18 protein-coding genes, 1 tRNA gene and 1 pseudogene are annotated in these 16,259 nt (G+C 18.6%); 10 read left to right on the top strand and 10 right to left on the bottom strand.

Going from position 1 to position 16,259, the window contains the following annotated elements; genetic code table 11:
* Positions 1-63: 63 nt before the first annotated feature.
* From rplS to RJD23_RS01340, 6 genes are read right to left on the bottom strand one after another with little or no spacing between them, the layout of a single operon-like run.
* A complete protein-coding gene (gene rplS, locus RJD23_RS01365; RefSeq protein ID WP_343188093.1) occupies positions 64-417 on the bottom strand; it encodes a 50S ribosomal protein L19 in 354 nt (117 codons plus the stop codon).
* 35 nt (positions 418-452) lie between these two features.
* Positions 453-1,190, bottom strand: a complete 738-nt coding sequence (gene trmD, locus RJD23_RS01360) for a tRNA (guanosine(37)-N1)-methyltransferase TrmD (RefSeq protein WP_343188092.1) — start codon at positions 1,188-1,190, stop codon at positions 453-455.
* A gap of 22 nt (positions 1,191-1,212) precedes the next feature.
* Positions 1,213-1,725, bottom strand: a complete 513-nt coding sequence (rimM, locus tag RJD23_RS01355) for a ribosome maturation factor RimM (RefSeq protein ID WP_343188091.1) — start codon at positions 1,723-1,725, stop codon at positions 1,213-1,215.
* Positions 1,709-1,969, bottom strand: a complete 261-nt coding sequence (gene rpsP / locus RJD23_RS01350; RefSeq protein ID WP_343188090.1) for a 30S ribosomal protein S16 — start codon at positions 1,967-1,969, stop codon at positions 1,709-1,711. Before rpsP ends, rimM begins: the two co-directional genes overlap by 17 nt.
* A gap of 18 nt (positions 1,970-1,987) precedes the next feature.
* Positions 1,988-3,331, bottom strand: a complete 1,344-nt coding sequence (gene ffh, locus RJD23_RS01345; protein WP_343188089.1) for a signal recognition particle protein — start codon at positions 3,329-3,331, stop codon at positions 1,988-1,990.
* 41 nt (positions 3,332-3,372) lie between these two features.
* Entirely contained in the window at positions 3,373-4,506 is a 1,134-nt protein-coding gene (locus RJD23_RS01340) for a prephenate dehydratase domain-containing protein (protein WP_343188088.1), read from the bottom strand.
* Between the two features lie 186 nt (positions 4,507-4,692).
* Here RJD23_RS01340 and rplM point away from each other — a divergent pair, with 186 nt between their 5' ends.
* Both rplM and rpsI read left to right on the top strand, forming a co-directional pair.
* Positions 4,693-5,118, top strand: coding sequence for a 50S ribosomal protein L13 (rplM, locus tag RJD23_RS01335; protein WP_343188087.1), 426 nt, complete (start codon positions 4,693-4,695; stop codon positions 5,116-5,118).
* Between the two features lie 22 nt (positions 5,119-5,140).
* Entirely contained in the window at positions 5,141-5,530 is a 390-nt protein-coding gene (gene rpsI / locus RJD23_RS01330) for a 30S ribosomal protein S9 (protein ID WP_343188086.1), read from the top strand.
* Between the two features lie 91 nt (positions 5,531-5,621).
* On the opposite strand, the gene cgtA is transcribed toward rpsI, so the two are convergent.
* From cgtA to RJD23_RS01310, 4 genes are all read right to left on the bottom strand, one after another.
* On the bottom strand, positions 5,622-6,611 hold the full coding sequence (gene cgtA / locus RJD23_RS01325) for an Obg family GTPase CgtA (RefSeq protein ID WP_343188085.1): 990 nt from the start codon (positions 6,609-6,611) through the stop codon (positions 5,622-5,624).
* 85 nt (positions 6,612-6,696) lie between these two features.
* Positions 6,697-6,948: a 50S ribosomal protein L27 gene (gene rpmA / locus RJD23_RS01320; protein ID WP_343188084.1), complete on the bottom strand. Its 252-nt coding sequence runs from the start codon at positions 6,946-6,948 to the stop codon at positions 6,697-6,699.
* A 5-nt stretch (positions 6,949-6,953) separates the two neighbouring features.
* On the bottom strand, positions 6,954-7,277 hold the full coding sequence (gene rplU / locus RJD23_RS01315) for a 50S ribosomal protein L21 (protein ID WP_343188083.1): 324 nt from the start codon (positions 7,275-7,277) through the stop codon (positions 6,954-6,956).
* 122 nt (positions 7,278-7,399) lie between these two features.
* Positions 7,400-7,666, bottom strand: a complete 267-nt coding sequence (locus RJD23_RS01310) for a BolA/IbaG family iron-sulfur metabolism protein (RefSeq protein WP_343188082.1) — start codon at positions 7,664-7,666, stop codon at positions 7,400-7,402.
* Positions 7,667-7,982: 316 nt separating this feature from the next.
* Between RJD23_RS01310 and greA the strand changes: the two genes are divergently transcribed.
* The 8 genes and pseudogenes from greA (at position 7,983) to rbfA (ending at position 16,244) form a co-directional block, all read left to right on the top strand.
* On the top strand, positions 7,983-8,462 hold the full coding sequence (gene greA, locus RJD23_RS01305) for a transcription elongation factor GreA (protein ID WP_343188081.1): 480 nt from the start codon (positions 7,983-7,985) through the stop codon (positions 8,460-8,462).
* 26 nt (positions 8,463-8,488) lie between these two features.
* Positions 8,489-9,115 (top strand): RlmE family RNA methyltransferase, encoded by a 627-nt coding sequence (locus RJD23_RS01300; RefSeq protein ID WP_343188080.1) that lies wholly within the window; start codon positions 8,489-8,491, stop codon positions 9,113-9,115.
* A 39-nt stretch (positions 9,116-9,154) separates the two neighbouring features.
* Entirely contained in the window at positions 9,155-10,990 is a 1,836-nt protein-coding gene (gene ftsH, locus RJD23_RS01295; protein WP_428994247.1) for an ATP-dependent zinc metalloprotease FtsH, read from the top strand.
* Positions 10,991-11,375: 385 nt separating this feature from the next.
* The gene (locus tag RJD23_RS01290) at positions 11,376-11,615 is read left to right on the top strand and encodes a hypothetical protein (RefSeq protein WP_343188079.1); all 240 of its coding nucleotides are present in this window, start codon (positions 11,376-11,378) and stop codon (positions 11,613-11,615) included.
* A 73-nt stretch (positions 11,616-11,688) separates the two neighbouring features.
* Positions 11,689-11,776 (top strand) — tRNA-Leu (locus RJD23_RS01285).
* A 217-nt stretch (positions 11,777-11,993) separates the two neighbouring features.
* Positions 11,994-13,020: pseudogene (nusA, locus tag RJD23_RS01280) on the top strand (transcription termination factor NusA); the annotation flags it as partial.
* Positions 13,021-13,607: 587 nt separating this feature from the next.
* Positions 13,608-15,830: a translation initiation factor IF-2 gene (gene infB, locus RJD23_RS01275; RefSeq protein WP_343188078.1), complete on the top strand. Its 2,223-nt coding sequence runs from the start codon at positions 13,608-13,610 to the stop codon at positions 15,828-15,830.
* A 54-nt stretch (positions 15,831-15,884) separates the two neighbouring features.
* Positions 15,885-16,244, top strand: coding sequence for a 30S ribosome-binding factor RbfA (gene rbfA / locus RJD23_RS01270; protein WP_343188077.1), 360 nt, complete (start codon positions 15,885-15,887; stop codon positions 16,242-16,244).
* The last annotated feature ends 15 nt before the right edge of the window (positions 16,245-16,259 follow it).

Here is a 16,259-nt window from a genome sequence, read left to right as displayed (position 1 = left end):
TATATAACATACTGCATGATTTTTTTTTTATAACATATTTTGTTATTATAAAGTTATTTAAAATTATTTTTTTAACAATTTTTCTTTTATTTTATAAGATTTTCCATTAAATTTTCTTAAAAAATATAGTTTTGATTTTCTAACTTTTCCATATTTTTTAATTTCTATTTTTTTAATTATAGGAGAATATTTTTTAAAAACTTTTTCTACCCCTTCTCCATTAGAAATTTTTCTAACAGTAAATGATGATCTGAATCCTCTATTTCTTAGTGCTATTACTATTCCTTCAAAATTTTGTATTCTCTTTTTTTCTCCTTCAAATATCCAAATTTGTACATTTATAGTATCTCCAGTTTTAAAATTTGGAATATTTTTTAAAATTTTTGTTTTTTCTATTTTTTGTATAGTTTTGTTCACAATTTTTGTTCTTATGTTGTTTTAAAAAATTATTTTTATATTTTTTTAAAATATTTTGTTTTTTTATAGTTTTTTATTTTTTTTAATAAATCTGGTCTTTTTAATAATGTTGTCTTAAAAGATTCTTTTAACTTCCAAATTTTTATATTTTTATGATTACCGGATAAAAGAACTTTAGGAACTTTCATTCCTTTAAATTTTTTTGGTTTAGTATAATTAGGATAATCTAATAATCCATTGAAAAATGACTCTTCTTCTATACATTTATTTTTTAAAATTCCAGGTATAAATCTTATAATACATTCTATTAATATCATAGCTGGAAGTTCCCCTCCATTAAGAACATAATCTCCTATTGATATTTCTTTATCTACTTCTTTTATTATTAGTCTTTCGTCTATACCTTCATATCTTCCACATAATAGTATTATTTTATTGAATTTTAAAATTCTTAAAATGTTTTTTTTATTTATTTTTTTACCTTGAGGAGTAAGATAAATAGTTATTATATCTTTTTTATAATTATTTAATAATTTTATTTTTTTTATAGTTTTATATAATGGAATAGCACTCATTATCATTCCAGGACCTCCTCCATAAGGTTTATCGTCTATACTATTATTTTTCTTAGAAGAAAAATTTCTAGGATTCCAACAATTTATTTTTAACATTTTAGATTTTAAAGATTTTCTTATAATTCCAAATTTAGATATTGATTTTATCATTTCTGGAAATATAGTTATAATATTTATTATAAGTTTTTTTTTTTTCATATATTATTTTTTTTAAAAAAAATTATATGTTCCATATTACTGTTATTTTTTTATTATATATGTCTACATTTTTTATATATTTATTTATAATAAACGGTATTAATATTTCTTTATTTGCAGATTTATTTTTTTCTTTTTTTATAACTAAAACATCAAAAGTTTTTGAATCTATTATTTTTTTTACTGTTCCTAATAAAGTATTTTTAATACTATCATATATTTTACAACCGATTATGTCTTTATAATAATATTCATTTTTCAACAACTTTGGTAAAGAAGATTTTTTTATAAATATTTTTTTTTTAACTAATTTTTCTGATATATTTCTATTGTTTATATTTTTTATTTTTATTAATAATTTATTTTTAGTAATATTTTTCCAATTTTTTAATTTAATTTTTTTATATTTGTTTTCTTTATCAATATAATACCATGGAAGATATTTGAATATTTGTTTAGGTTTTTCTGTAAAAGAAATTATTTTAAGCCAACCTAAAACACCATATGGTTTTATTATTTTACCTATTAAAATCATAATTTTTTTTTATATTTTTTATTATGTTATAAACTCTTTTAGACAAAGAAGCTCCTTGAGCTTTCCAAAAATTTACTCTATCTTTTTTAATAAAATTTTTTTTTTGTATATTTTTTAATATAGGATCATAAAATCCTATTTTTTCTATAAATTTTCCATTTTGTGGGCATCTTACATCTGCTACTACTATTTGATAAAAAGGTTTTTTTTTAGACCCCTTTCTTGACAGTCTTATTTTAATCATTTTAATTTCCTTAATATTTTAAAAAAAATTTTTATTAAATATTTTTTTAAAAAAATTTTTTGTACCACTTTTTTTAATTTTTTTTATTATTTTTTTCATATTATAAAATTGTTTTAATAACATATTTATTTTTTGTATTGATGTTCCAGATCCTAATGAGATTCTTTTTTTTCTAGACCCTTTTATTATTTTAGGATTTTTTCTTTCTTTTTTTGTCATAGATTGTATTATTATTTTAAAATCTTTTGTTAAATTATTATTAATATTACTCATTTTTTCATTTTTATTAATATATGAAAAAGGAATTTTTTTAATTATTTTTTTTATACCTCCAATTTTTTCCACTCTATTAATTTGTTTTAAAAAAATGTTTAAATTAAATTCTTCGTTTAATTCATTGTTTTTTTTTTTTAATAATTTTTCTTTATCTATTTTTTTTTCTATTTTTTCTATTAATGATGTAATATCTCCCATACCTAATATTTTATTTACAATTTTATTAGGATTAAAAATTTCTATTTTGTTTATTTTTTCTCCATTGCATAAAAATTTAATTGGCTTTTTTGTAATACTTTTAGCGGATAATGCAATACCACATCTAGCATCGCTATCTGTTTTTGTTATTATTAGTCCTGTTATTTTTATGTTGTTATTAAAATTTTTTATTATTTTTATAGAATCCTGACCTATCATTGCATCACATACTAATAGTGTTTCTATTGGATTTGAAATTTTTTGTATATAATTTAAATCTTTCATCATTTTTTTGTCAACATGTAATCTACCAGATGTATCTATTACAACACATTCATACATTTTTTTTTTAGATTCTTTTAAACCTAAATTTAATATTTTTATATGATTTTTACTTTTATGAATATTTAAGAAATCTATATTAGAAGATTTAGACAAAACTTTTAATTGTTCTATTGCGGCCGCTCTATTAGTATCTAAAGAAAATACACAAGTCTTTTTTTTATATTTTTTTTTTATAAAATTAGCAATTTTTGCAACGCTAGTGGTTTTTCCCATTCCTTGTAATCCTACTATTAATATTATAGCCGGAGGTGCAACAGAAAAATTTATTAAGCTTGGTTTTTCTCCAAATTCTAAAATCATTTCTTTTTTTATTATTTTTATTAATTCTTGCCCAGGAGTAAAACTCTTGTTAATCTTTTTACCTATTGCTTTTTTTTTTACTTTGTTAATAAAATTTTGAATTACTTTTAATGAAACATCAGATTCTAGAAGAGATCTTCTTATTTCTCTTAGTGTAGAATCAATATTTTCTATTGTTATAATTCCAGAATTTGAAATTTTTTTTATTATGTTATAAAATTTTTCTGTTAATGTTTTAAACATTTTTCTCTCTTTTAATTTACTAAAATTTTATAATTATTAATTTAATTAATATTAATATATTTATTATTTTTATAATTTCCTAATATTTTTATATTTTTTGTAATAGAATAAATTTTTTTTAATGTTTTTTTAATTTTACTTTTATTTTTTTTACAAATTATTTCTATAAAATAAACATAATGATTTTTTTTTATATTAGATTTATGAAAATTTATACTTTTTATTTTTATATTATTTTTGTAAAATATTCTAAAAATGTTATGTTGTGAAAAATTTTCATTATATGTAAAAGTTATTAAAACAATATAATTATTTTTATATTTTATATTTTTTGTTATTTTATTTAACACAACAAATTTTGTAAAATTTTTTTTTTTGTTAGATATATTTTTTTTTAATATTTTTAAATTAAATAGTTTTTTATTTTTTTTGCTCCCGATAGCTACTGTATTCTTATTTTTTTTTTTTATAACTTTTTTTATAGCTTCTGATGTACTTTTGCTGAAAAATATTTTAGCTCTACAAAATTTTTCAATAAAATTTTTACATTGCAAAAATGCTTGTATATGAGTATATATAAATTTTATTTTATTAATTTTAATTTTTTTTATAGATAGCAAACAATGTTCTATTTTTAAAAAAATATTTTTTATAATAAATAAATTAGATTTTTCTAAAAGTTTGTATATTTCTAATATTTTCCCTGTATTTATATTTTCTAACGGTAAAATAGCTAAGTTAGATTCATTATTTTCTACAGAATTTATTACTTTTTTAAAATTATCATATTTTAATTTTTTACTTTTATATACATGTTTTTTAGCATATTTTTTATATGCATAATATGAATATGATCCTATAGGTCCTAAAAATGCAATTTTTTCTGTAATATTTTTTTTAAAAATTTTTTTTTGCGCTTTTACAGAATTTTGTATTATTGTCTTAAAAATTTTTTTTATATATTTTTTAGATAAATTATATTTTTTTGATTTTTTATTTATTTTTTTTAATATTTCTTTTTCTCTATTTTTATCTTTAATTTTTTTTTTTAAATATATTTTTATTTTTGCAATTTTTTCTGATTTTTTTTTTCTTTTATATAGTAAATTTATTATTTTTTTATCTATTATATTAATATTTTTTCTTACTTTTAAAATATCATTTTTTATTTTCATAAAAAGTTTTACTATTTTTATTTATAATATTTTATTTTTTAAAATCATCTTTTTTTGTTATAATATTAAAATTATATATTTAACAATTAAATACAAAATATTATAGACTTTTATAAAGTATATTTTTAGTATTAAAAAATATTATAAAATTGTTAATAATAACATTATATAGGTATTTTTTCTAAAATGAAAAGTTTTTTAAAAAAAAAAAAAAATGAAAGTAATTGGTTTTATATAGATGCTTCAGGAAAAATTTTAGGAAGACTAGCTTCAAGTATATCAAAATATTTAATGGGAAAACATAAATCAAATTATGTTAATAATATAGATAATGGGGATTATATAATAGTATTAAATGCAGAAAAAATATGTGTGACAGGAAATAAAAAAAGAAATAAAATTTATTTTAATCATACTGGTTATGTTGGTGGATTAAAAAAAAATTCTTTTAACGATTTATTAAAAAAATGTCCAGAAAAAATTATTAAAATAGCAGTAAAAGGAATGCTCCCTAAAAATTCTTTAGGAAGAAATATAATAAAAAAGTTAAAAGTTTATTCTGGAAATGTTTTAAAACATTTACCTCAAAAACCAAAGTTGTTAAAAATTTAATTTGGATTAATAAAAATTTATTATGAACATACTAAATTATGGAACTGGAAGAAGAAAAACTTCTTCAGCTAGAGTATTTTTAACAAATGGTAAAGGAAACATTATTATTAATAAAAAAAAAATAAACGATTATTTTGTAAGAAAAACTTTGTGCATGACTATATTACAACCTATAAAAATATTGAATTTACAAGACAAATTTAATTTTTTTATAACTGTGAAAGGTGGTGGTATTTCTAGTCAGGCTATAGCGATACGACAAGGAATTACTAAAGCTATAATAAAATATGATAATATTTTTAAATCAAAATTAAAAAAAATGGGATTTGTAACTAGAGACTCTAGAAAAGTAGAAAGAAAAAAATGTGGATTTAGAAAAGCTAGAAAAAAACCACAATTTTCTAAACGTTAACATTAAAATTATTTATAATAATAACCCGGTATAATTATTTTATATACTCGGGTTTTAAAAAAATAAATTTCATATATATAATTTTATATAATTATTTTTTTAAAAATTTTATAATATATTTACAAAGATTATATGTTCCTTTTTTATATTTTGCAGATAAGAAAAATACATTTTTTTTATTAATATATTTTTTTTTAATATATTTTATTTTTTTAAAATTTGTTTTATCTATTTTATTAAATATTAACCATATAGGTTTTTTAAATAATTTTTTACTATATTTTTTTAATTCTAATTCTATTGTTTTAATATTTTTTTTAATATATGTCATGCTTTCTATAGATATGTCTATTATATGTAATAATATTTTGCATCTTTCTAAATGTTTTAAGAATTGTATCCCCAGTCCTATTCCTTTTGAAGCATTTTTTGTTATTCCTGGAATATCTGCAATAGTGAAATTTTCATTTTTTATAAAAACTACTCCCAAATTTGGAAATAAAGTAGTAAAAGGATATTTTCCAATTTTAGTTTTAGAATTTGATATATTTTTTACTAATGTAGATTTTCCTGAGTTAGGCATACCTAAAGTTCCTACTTCTGCTAATAATGTAAGCTCAAGTTTTACTTTTATTTTTTTCCCTTTTTTACCTTTTGTGTGTTTTATAGGAGATCTATTAACAGAAGATTTAAATCTAAAATTTCCTAAACCTTTTTTACCCCCTTTTAATATTAAAATTTTTTCATTTTTTTTGGTTATATCAGCTAAAACTTTGTTTTTTTTTATATTAATTATTTTTGTTCCTAATGGAACATTTATATATATATCTTTTCCTTTTTTTCCAGAACATTTTTTTTTCTTACCATTTTTTCCATTTTCAGCTGAAAAAATTTTTTTAAAATTATACTTTACTAAAGTATTTAAATTTATATCAGATTTTATCCATACGTTCCCTCCATTACCACCATCTCCTCCATCTGGACCACCTTTAGGTATAAACTTTTCTCTTCTAAAACTTGTGCACCCGTCACCACCATTTCCAGATTTTATATAAATTAAAATTTCATCAAAAAATTTCATTAATTTCTCTTTGTAAAATTTATTAACTTTATTTAATATTAATCTAATTTAAAAATTTTATATTAAAATTAAAATATTTATCATTTTAAATAATTTTTACATATTTTCTTTTTTTTGATCCTTTTTTTTCAAATTTTATTTTACCTTTTTTTAAAGCAAATAATGTATAATTTTTTCCACATCCTACATTTTTTCCAGCGTGAAACTTTGTACCTCTTTGTGTTAATATTATATTTCCTGGTATTACAAATTCTCCTCCAAACTTTTTTATTCCTAGTCTTTTTGAATGAGAATCCCTTCCATTTCTAGTAGATCCTCCAGCCTTTTTATGTGCCATAAAATTTATATTCCTAAATTATTGCTTATATTAATTATTTTTATAGTAGTATATTTTTGTCTATGACCTTGAGTTTTTTTATAGTGTTTTCTTCTATTAAATTTTATCATATGTATTTTTTTATTCTTGTTTTGAGATTGTATGCTGGCAGTTATAAATTCTTTTTTTAAATATGGTTTTCCTATTTTTATGTTTTTATTATTTGACAAAATAATTACTTCTTTAAAAGTAACTTTTTCTCCTATTTTATAGTCAAGTTTTTCTGTATTTATTAAATCCCCGATTTTTGCTAAATATTGTTTATTTTTTATTATAAATACTGCTTTCATAATTTTCCTTTATTATATATTAAAATTATTTATGTATAAAATTACTTTAATATTTTTTCATAAAACATTGTTTAATTTAATTTAAAAATTTTTAAAAATTTATTTTTTTAAATTAAATAATTTTAATCTTGTTTTTTTTTAAATATTTTTTTATTTTTTATTTTCCATTCTTTTATAGAATAAGTGTCAATCTGGATTGCATGTATTTTTTTTTTAATAATAAGGTTCTTAATAGATTTATATATTATTTTTTGTTTTTCTAGCTCTGTTTTGTTTAAAAATATATTGTCTATAGCAATAATTTTTACATAATTATCTATTTTTTCTATTTTTATTTTTTTTAATTTTATTTTTTTTTCTATTGTTTTTTTTATTTCGTTTATTTCCATAATTTTAATTGTTATCTTAAATTTTTTATTTTTATAAATATAAAAATTTGTTATTATAATAATTTTATATTTATATTTTGTATTTCGTATTATTAAATAATAATATTTGAAAAATTTATTTTTGTATTTTTAAAATAAAATTGATAAAATATTAAAATATATAAATTTATTACATAATTTTTACTTACAAGAATTATAATTTATATATTTTAATAAATTAATATAGTATTAAAATTTTATTAAAACATCAATATATATTAATTTTAAATTATGTTGTTAATATTTTAAATTTTTAATATAAACTTAAGGATTTAATTTGGCAAATTATACACCTATAACTATTTTAGGATACAAAAAATTAAAAGATAAATTATATGATTTAAAAAATTTTAAAAGAAAAAAAATTATAGATGATATTAAAAAAGCAAGGCAACATGGAGATTTAAAAGAAAACGCTGAATATCATGCCGCTCGTAATGAACAAAGTTTTTGTGAAGGAAAAATAAAGGAAATAGAAAATAAATTATCAAATGTTAATATAATAGATATAACCAAAATACCGAATAAAAATAAAGTAGTTTTTGGTGTGACTGTTAGTATTTTAAATACTAAAACTAAAAAAAAATTTGTATATAAAATTGTAGGAGAAGATGAAGCTAATTTTAAAAATAATTTTATTTCTGTAATTTCTCCTATTTCTAGAGGTCTTATAGGAAAATTTGTTGGAGATAATGTATTAATAAATACACCTAAAGGAAAAATGAAATATAAAATTATTAAAGTAGAACATATTTAATTTAACATATTTTATTTATATATTTTATGATTTATAAAAATTTTTCTACAAGTTCAAAAATATGGTTAAAAAAGAATTTTAAAGATAAATTTGTCAAAGAATCTATAGAAAAAAAGTTGAGATCTAGATCATGGTTTAAGTTAGATGAAATAAATGCTAAAGAAAGAATATTTAAAAATAATATGACTATAGTAGATTTAGGATCTTATCCTGGAGGTTGGTCTAAATATGCCTCGAAATACATTAAAAAAAATGGAAAGATAATATCTTGTGATATTAAAAATATGAATTTTATAGATGGTGTTACTTTTTATAAAGGAGATTTGTTAAATAAAAAATTTTTAAAATATTTTATAAGTGTTATTAAAAATATAGGAGTCGATGTTATAATGTCTGATATGTCTCCTAATATAACTGGTAATAAGTGTGTTGATTCACAAAATTCAACAAATTTATTAAAAATATCTTTTTATATATGTAAAAAAATATTTATTAAAAAAGGTACATATATATCAAAAATTTTTCAATGTAAAGATTTTAATAACAATATAAATGTTTTAAAAAATTTTTTTATAAATTTAAAAACTTTTAAATTAAAATCTTCTCGTTCTAATTCTAGTGAATTATTTGTAGTAGGGAAAGGAATAAAATAATTTATTTTTTTTAAACAGTTTTTATATGAGGTTAATTCTTTGAATTATTCAGCTAAAAATATAATTGTTTGGTTATTCGTGTCTGTTACATTTATGTCTGTTTTTCAAAGTTTTAGTTCACATAATTCTGTTAAAGATAGAGTGTCATATACTACTTTTTTGTCAGAAGTTAATAATAATAAAGTGTCTAAAGTTTCTATAGATGGAAAACAGATAGAATTTGTAAACAAAAGTAATAATAAATATTATACTACTATACCTATAAATGATCAAAAACTGTTAGATATTTTATTGTTAAAAAATGTTCAAGTTTTTGGTAAAGATCCAGTTTATCCAGGATTTTTTACTTCATTGATTTTATCTTGGGCTCCTATGTTTATATTAATGGGTGTTTGGGTATTTCTTTTTAGACAGATTCAATCTGGAGGTAGAGGAGCAATGTCTTTTGGAAAAAATCGATCCAAAAGAATTGGAAAAGATGAAATAAAAACTACTTTTTCTGATGTTGCTGGTTGTGATGAAGCTAAAGAAGAAGTAAAAGAGTTAGTAGAATATTTAAAAAAACCAAAAAAGTTTAAGAAATTAGGAGGTAAAATTCCTAAAGGAATACTTTTAGTAGGACCTCCTGGAACAGGTAAGACATTATTAGCAAAAGCAATTTCAGGAGAAGCAAAAGTTCCGTTTTTTACAATATCTGGATCTGATTTCGTGGAAATGTTTGTAGGTGTTGGTGCTTCTAGAGTTAGAGATATGTTTGAAAATGCTAGAAGTTTTTCTCCTTGTATAATATTTATAGATGAAATAGATGCTGTTGGAAGACAAAGAGGGACTGGTTTAGGAGGTGGTCATGATGAGAGAGAGCAAACTTTAAATCAGATATTAGTTGAAATGGATGGATTTGAAGAAAATAAAGGAATAATACTAATAGCTGCTACCAACAGACCTGATGTTCTTGATCCTGCATTATTAAGACCTGGAAGATTTGATAGAAGAATAATAGTTTCTTTACCAGATGTTAAAGGCAGAGAAGATATTTTGAAAATTCATACCAAAAAAGTTCCTTTAGATAAAGATGTGTCTTGTTTAGTATTAGCTAGAAGCACCGCTGGATTTTCTGGAGCTGATTTAGCAAATTTAGTTAATGAAGCTGCGTTATTTGCCGCTAGATTTAATAAAAAATATATTTCTATGGATGACTTAGAAAAATCTAAAGATAAAATTATAATGGGGTCAGAAAGAAGATCTTTAATAATTACTAATGAACAAAAAGAATGTACAGCATATCATGAAGCAGGTCATGTTATAGTTGGAAGATTGGTTCCTAATCATGATCCAGCTCATAAAGTAACTATCATTCCAAGAGGCATGTCTTTAGGTTCAACATTTTTTCTTCCTAAAGATGATCAAATTAGTATTAGTAAGGAAAAATTAGAAAGTAAAATTTCTACTCTATATGGTGGTAGATTAGCTGAAGAAATAATTTATGGAGCTAACAATGTATCTACTGGAGCATTTAATGATATAAAAGTAGCTACTAACATTGCTAGAAATATGGTTACTCAATGGGGTTTTTCTAAGAAATTAGGTCCTATATTGTATTCTGAAGAAAAAGAAGAAATATTTTTAGGTAAAAGTATTCCATCAATTTCTAATATATCTAATAAAACTATTAGAATAATTGATAAAGAAATAAAATTATTAATAGAATCTAATTATAAAAGAGCTTTTAAAATTTTACAAGAAAATATAGATATTCTTCATTCTATGAAAGATGCTTTAATAAAATATGAAACTATTGAATCTTTTCAAATAGATGATTTAATGAATAGAAAACCTTTAAAATGTAATTCTATTTATAAAACAAGTAAAAAATGATTATAATTTTATTGTTTATTATTAAATTTTAATTATTTTAATTAAATATTAAAATATATAATTAAATTTTAATATAATAATTTTTAATATATAAACTATTTATATTATATAAAATTTATTTTAAAATATTTTATATATGTTATTTTTAGTTAAAAATTTTTTTAAGATAATAATTTTTATATTATTATATTATAATAAATTTGTTTTTTAAAGTTATATGTTTTTTTATAATTTTTTTTTATTAAATATTTATTATAAGAAATTTATAAATTTTTTTAATTATTATTTTATATTTTATTTTTTATTAATATTATATATTAGATTTTTTATGAAATTATAAAAAATAAAAATTTTATATAAAGTTGTTATAAAAAAAGGAAAATTTATGTATACTTTTTGTTTTTTATCTTTTATTTTTATTGTATTTTTTTTAAATATATTGATTATATTGCAATCAAATAAAGTTGTAGAAATACATGATTACTATAAAATAAAAAATAATAGTATATTTTATTCATTTAACATTTTTAAAAATAGTTTAACAAATAGATTAATATCTATTTTATCAATTTCATTTTTTATTTTTGATTTAATTTTGTGTAATTTAATGATTAACAAGACATAAATTATTTTTTTATATAAAAATTTTTTTAAAATTTATGAAATAACATATGTTTTTTTTAAAATTTTGATATTTTGCCAAGGTGGTGAAATGGTATACACGCTACTTTAAGATAGTAGTACCTTAATATTATAGGTTTGCGGGTTCGATTCCCGCCCTTGGTATTATTATCATTGTTTTTTTATAATAGATTTATTTTTTTTTAAATATATATTTTTTATAAATTTATAATATTTAACTTTTATATAACCCCGTTATTTCGGGGTTTTTTATTTTTTTTTTTATATGAAATAATTAAAATTTTTGTATTAAAAATTTAATATTAAATTAAATTATATAATAAAAAATTTATTTTTTATATTTTAAACAAGGATTTTATTCATGAACAAGAATATTTTATCAGTAGTAGAATCTGTTTCGCACGAAAAAGAATTACCTAAAGAAAAAATTTTTAAAGCGTTAGAATTGGCTTTATCAGCAGCTACTAAAAAAAAATATAATAAAGAAATTGATGTAATTGTAAAAATAGACAGAAAAAGTGGAAATTTTAAGACTTTTAGAAGATGGAAAATTGTTGACGTAGTAAATTGTCCTACTAAAGAAATTACTATAGAAGCTGCTAATTTTGAAAATAAAAAGCTGAAATTAAAAGAATATATAGAAGATGAAATTAACTCTATAATTTTTGATAGAATCACTACGCAAACAGCGAAACAAATAATAGTTCAAAAAGTTAGAGAAGCTGAAAAAAATATGATAATAAATAAATTTAAAAAGAATATAAATGAAATAGTAACAGGTATAGTAAAGAAAATTAATAGAGATTTTATATTGTTAGATTTAGGAAGCAATGCTAATGCTATTATAATGAAAAAAGATTTATTACCAAGAGAAAATTTTCGTTTAGGTGATAGAGTTAGAGGATTGTTGTATTATATTAATTTAGAATCTAAAATAGCTCAATTATTTGTTAGTAGATCTAAATCTGAAATGTTAATTGAATTATTTAAAATAGAAGTTCCAGAGATAGGGGAAGGGTTAATTAAAATTAAAGCTACAGCAAGAGATCCAGGATCTAGAGCTAAAGTTGCAGTTAAAGCTAATGATAATAGAATTGATCCAGTTGGAGCGTGTGTTGGAATGAGAGGAGCTAGAGTACAGGCAGTTTCTAGTGAATTGTGCGGAGAAAGAATAGATATTGTTTTGTGGGATGATGATCAAATAAAATTTGTAATAAATTCTATGTCCCCGGCTAATGTTTCTTCTATTATTGTTAATAAAAATAATCACACTATGGACATAGCAGTGGAATCTTTAAATTTAGCTCAAGCAATAGGAAGAAATGGACAAAATGTAAAGTTAGCTTCTCAATTAAGCGGCTGGGAATTAAATGTCATGACTATTAGTGAGTTAAAAAAAAAACATATAAAGAAATATAAGAATATTAAAGGAAATAATTTTAAAGATAAAACATTTATATATGAAAAAAATTGTAAATCTCTTGTAAAGAATGGATTATTTTCTTTTAAAAAAATAACTAACTTTTCATATAAAGATTTATCTAAAATTATAAGTGTAAAATTAAAGAATTTGAAAAAATATAAACAAAACGAAAAAATTAAATAAATAAAAATGTTTATTTTTCAAGATTATAAAAATTAAAATTAATTTTTATATTTTTTTTAAAAAAAATATAAAAACATTTTATTATAATATAATTTCATATGTAAAAGTTTAGTAATTTTAAATTATTAAAAATATATTTAATAACATTTTAAAAAATTAATTATTTTGTAAAAAAAATAATTAATATATTTTTATAAAAATAAAACAATTTTTTAAAATTTATAATATAAAAATATTATTTATTTATAATATTTTTTTAACAAATTTAAATACATTAAGAAAGATAATATGTTTTAATAGTGTTATTAAATTTATATAAATAATATTTTTTAAAATTATAATAAATATGTTGAGGTAAAAATAAATAATATGTTTTCAAAAAAAAATAATAAAAACTATAACAATAAAAATTCTAATTTTTTTAACAAAAAAACTATACATAATAAAAAAAAAATAAAATTTAAAAAATTTAATAAAATCAATAATTTAGATAATATTAAAAAGAGATCAAATACACATTTGATAGAAAAAAAAAATAAATTTATAAATAAAAATATTAAAGATAAAAGCATTTTTTCTAAAAAAAAATTTTTTAATAAATTTAAAATTTCTTTCTTAAAAAAAAATAAAATAAATAAAGATAAAAAAAATAATATTAATAAAAATAATATTAAAAAAAAATTTTTTATAAAAAATATATCAAATATAACAAAAATTAATATTATAAAAAATAAAAATTTTAAAAAAAAGTATACTAATATTAATAATAAAAAAAATGAGTTAAATAAAGAAGAATTTTTGTTAAAGAATAAAAAAGTTATGTTTTTAAAACAAAATTTTATAAAACCGAAAAATATTGTTAATAAAAAAATAGTTTTAAATAAAAATATTTCAATTAAAAAGTTATCTAGTTTATTAGGTATTAAGATTAATAAAATTTATAAAAAAATATCTGATTTTGGAATAAAATTAAAAGATAATTTTTTAAAATTTGAAGATGCAAAATTAATTTCTGAATTTTTAGGTTATGTAGTTAAAGAAAAAAAAAATATAGAAATGAAAGATTTGCTTATAGAAAATAGAAATTTTAGTAATATGAAACTAAAAAGAAGGCCTCCTATAGTTGCGATAATGGGTCATGTAGATCATGGGAAAACTTCTATTTTAGATTGTATAAGATTAAATGACAAAAAAATTAAAGAATTTGGAGGAATAACACAAAATATAGTAGCATATAACATAAAAAAAAACAATAATACCATTACTTTTTTAGATACGCCTGGTCACAAAGTATTTTCTAAAATGAGATCTAGAGGTGCAGAAATAACTGATCTAATAGTTTTAGTTGTAGCAGCGGATGATGGAGTTATGCCTCAAACAATAGAAGCTATAAATCATGCTAAAAAATCTAACGTTCCTATAATAATCGCTATAAATAAAATAGATAAACTAGAAAAAAATATAGATTTTATAAAAAATGAATTAATGAAATATGAAATAGTTTCTGAAGAGTTTGGTGGTGAAAATATGTTTGTTTTAGTTTCTGCCAAATTAAATAAAGGTATAAATTCTTTATTAGATGCAATTTTGTTGCAATCAGAAATTTTGGAGTTAAAAACATTTTATAAATGTATTGCTAAAGGTGTTGTTATAGAATCTTTTTTAGATAAAAAAAAAGGAATAATATCTATTGTATTAGTTAAAGAAGGAACATTAAAAATAGGAGATTTTATTATTTGTGGTTTAGAATATGGGAAAATTAGAGCTATAAATGATGAATATGGAAATTTTTTAAGTTATGTTACTCCATCTATTCCTGCAAAAATATTTGGATTATCAGGTATTCCAATTTCTGGAAGTAATTTTACTGTAGTTAAAAATGAAAAAAAAGCTATAGAATTGATATGTAATAGAAAAAATAAATACAAACATAAAAAAAATTTATTTAATAAAAAATTTAAAACAGAAAGTTTTTTAGATGATATAAAATTAAAAAATTTAAAAGAATTGAAATTGTTAATTAAAGCAGATTCTCAAGGATCTTTAGAAGCAATTTACAATGAAATTTCTAATTTATCCAATAAAAATTCATTAATTAAAATAGTTTATTCTGGTGTAGGATCTGTAAATGAAACAGATGTTTCTTTAGCTGTAACTTTTAAAGCAATAATTATTGCTTTTAATGTTTATCCAAACAAAACAGCTAAAAAAAATATTATATTAAATAAGTTAGACATAAGATATTATTCTATAATATATAATTTGTTAAATGAAATAGAAGAATTAAAAAATAAATTTTTATACTCTGAATCAGAAAAAAAAATATGCGGAATTGCTGAAATAAAAAATGTTTTTAAGGTTTCTAATTCTATTTCTGTTGCTGGTTGTATTGTTTTAAAAGGTTTAGTTATATGTAATCATAATGTAAATATAATAAGAAATAAAAAAATAGTTTTTAAAGGAAAAATAGAGTCTATAAAACATTTTAAAAAAAATGTAAAAGAAGTAAAATCTGGCTTAGAATGTGGAATTATTATACAAAATTATAACAAAATAAAAATAAAAGATATTTTAGAAATTTTATTTTTATAAAAATTAATAATATATTTATTATATTAAAATTTTTAATATTTCTATGAGAAAACTATGATTTTAGAATTTAATCGTTCTGTTCGTGTTTCTTCTATTATTAGAAAAGAAATATCTAATATTTTATATTATTCTATAAATGATCATAGAATTAAATTTTTTATTACTATATTAGATGTGAAAATTTCTAAAGATTTAAAATATGCAAAAGTTTATTTTACTGTTTTAAATACTTTAAACAAAAATAATATTTTTAATATAATAAAAATATTTAATAGTTATAAAAAATATATAAGAAAATTATTGTCTAAAAAAATTAATTTAAGAGTTGTTCCAGAATTATTTTTTTCATATGATGATTCTTTTCCTAATGGAATTAAAATATCTAATTTGCTTAAAAAAGAGAACATAAAATAGTTAAACAAATTTTAT

Origin of the sequence: Buchnera aphidicola (Ceratoglyphina bambusae), from assembly GCF_039363085.1 — a bacterium.
Lineage (GTDB): Bacteria > Pseudomonadota > Gammaproteobacteria > Enterobacterales > Enterobacteriaceae > Buchnera_G > Buchnera_G aphidicola_E.
This window is presented reverse-complemented; position numbering and strand designations above follow the sequence as displayed.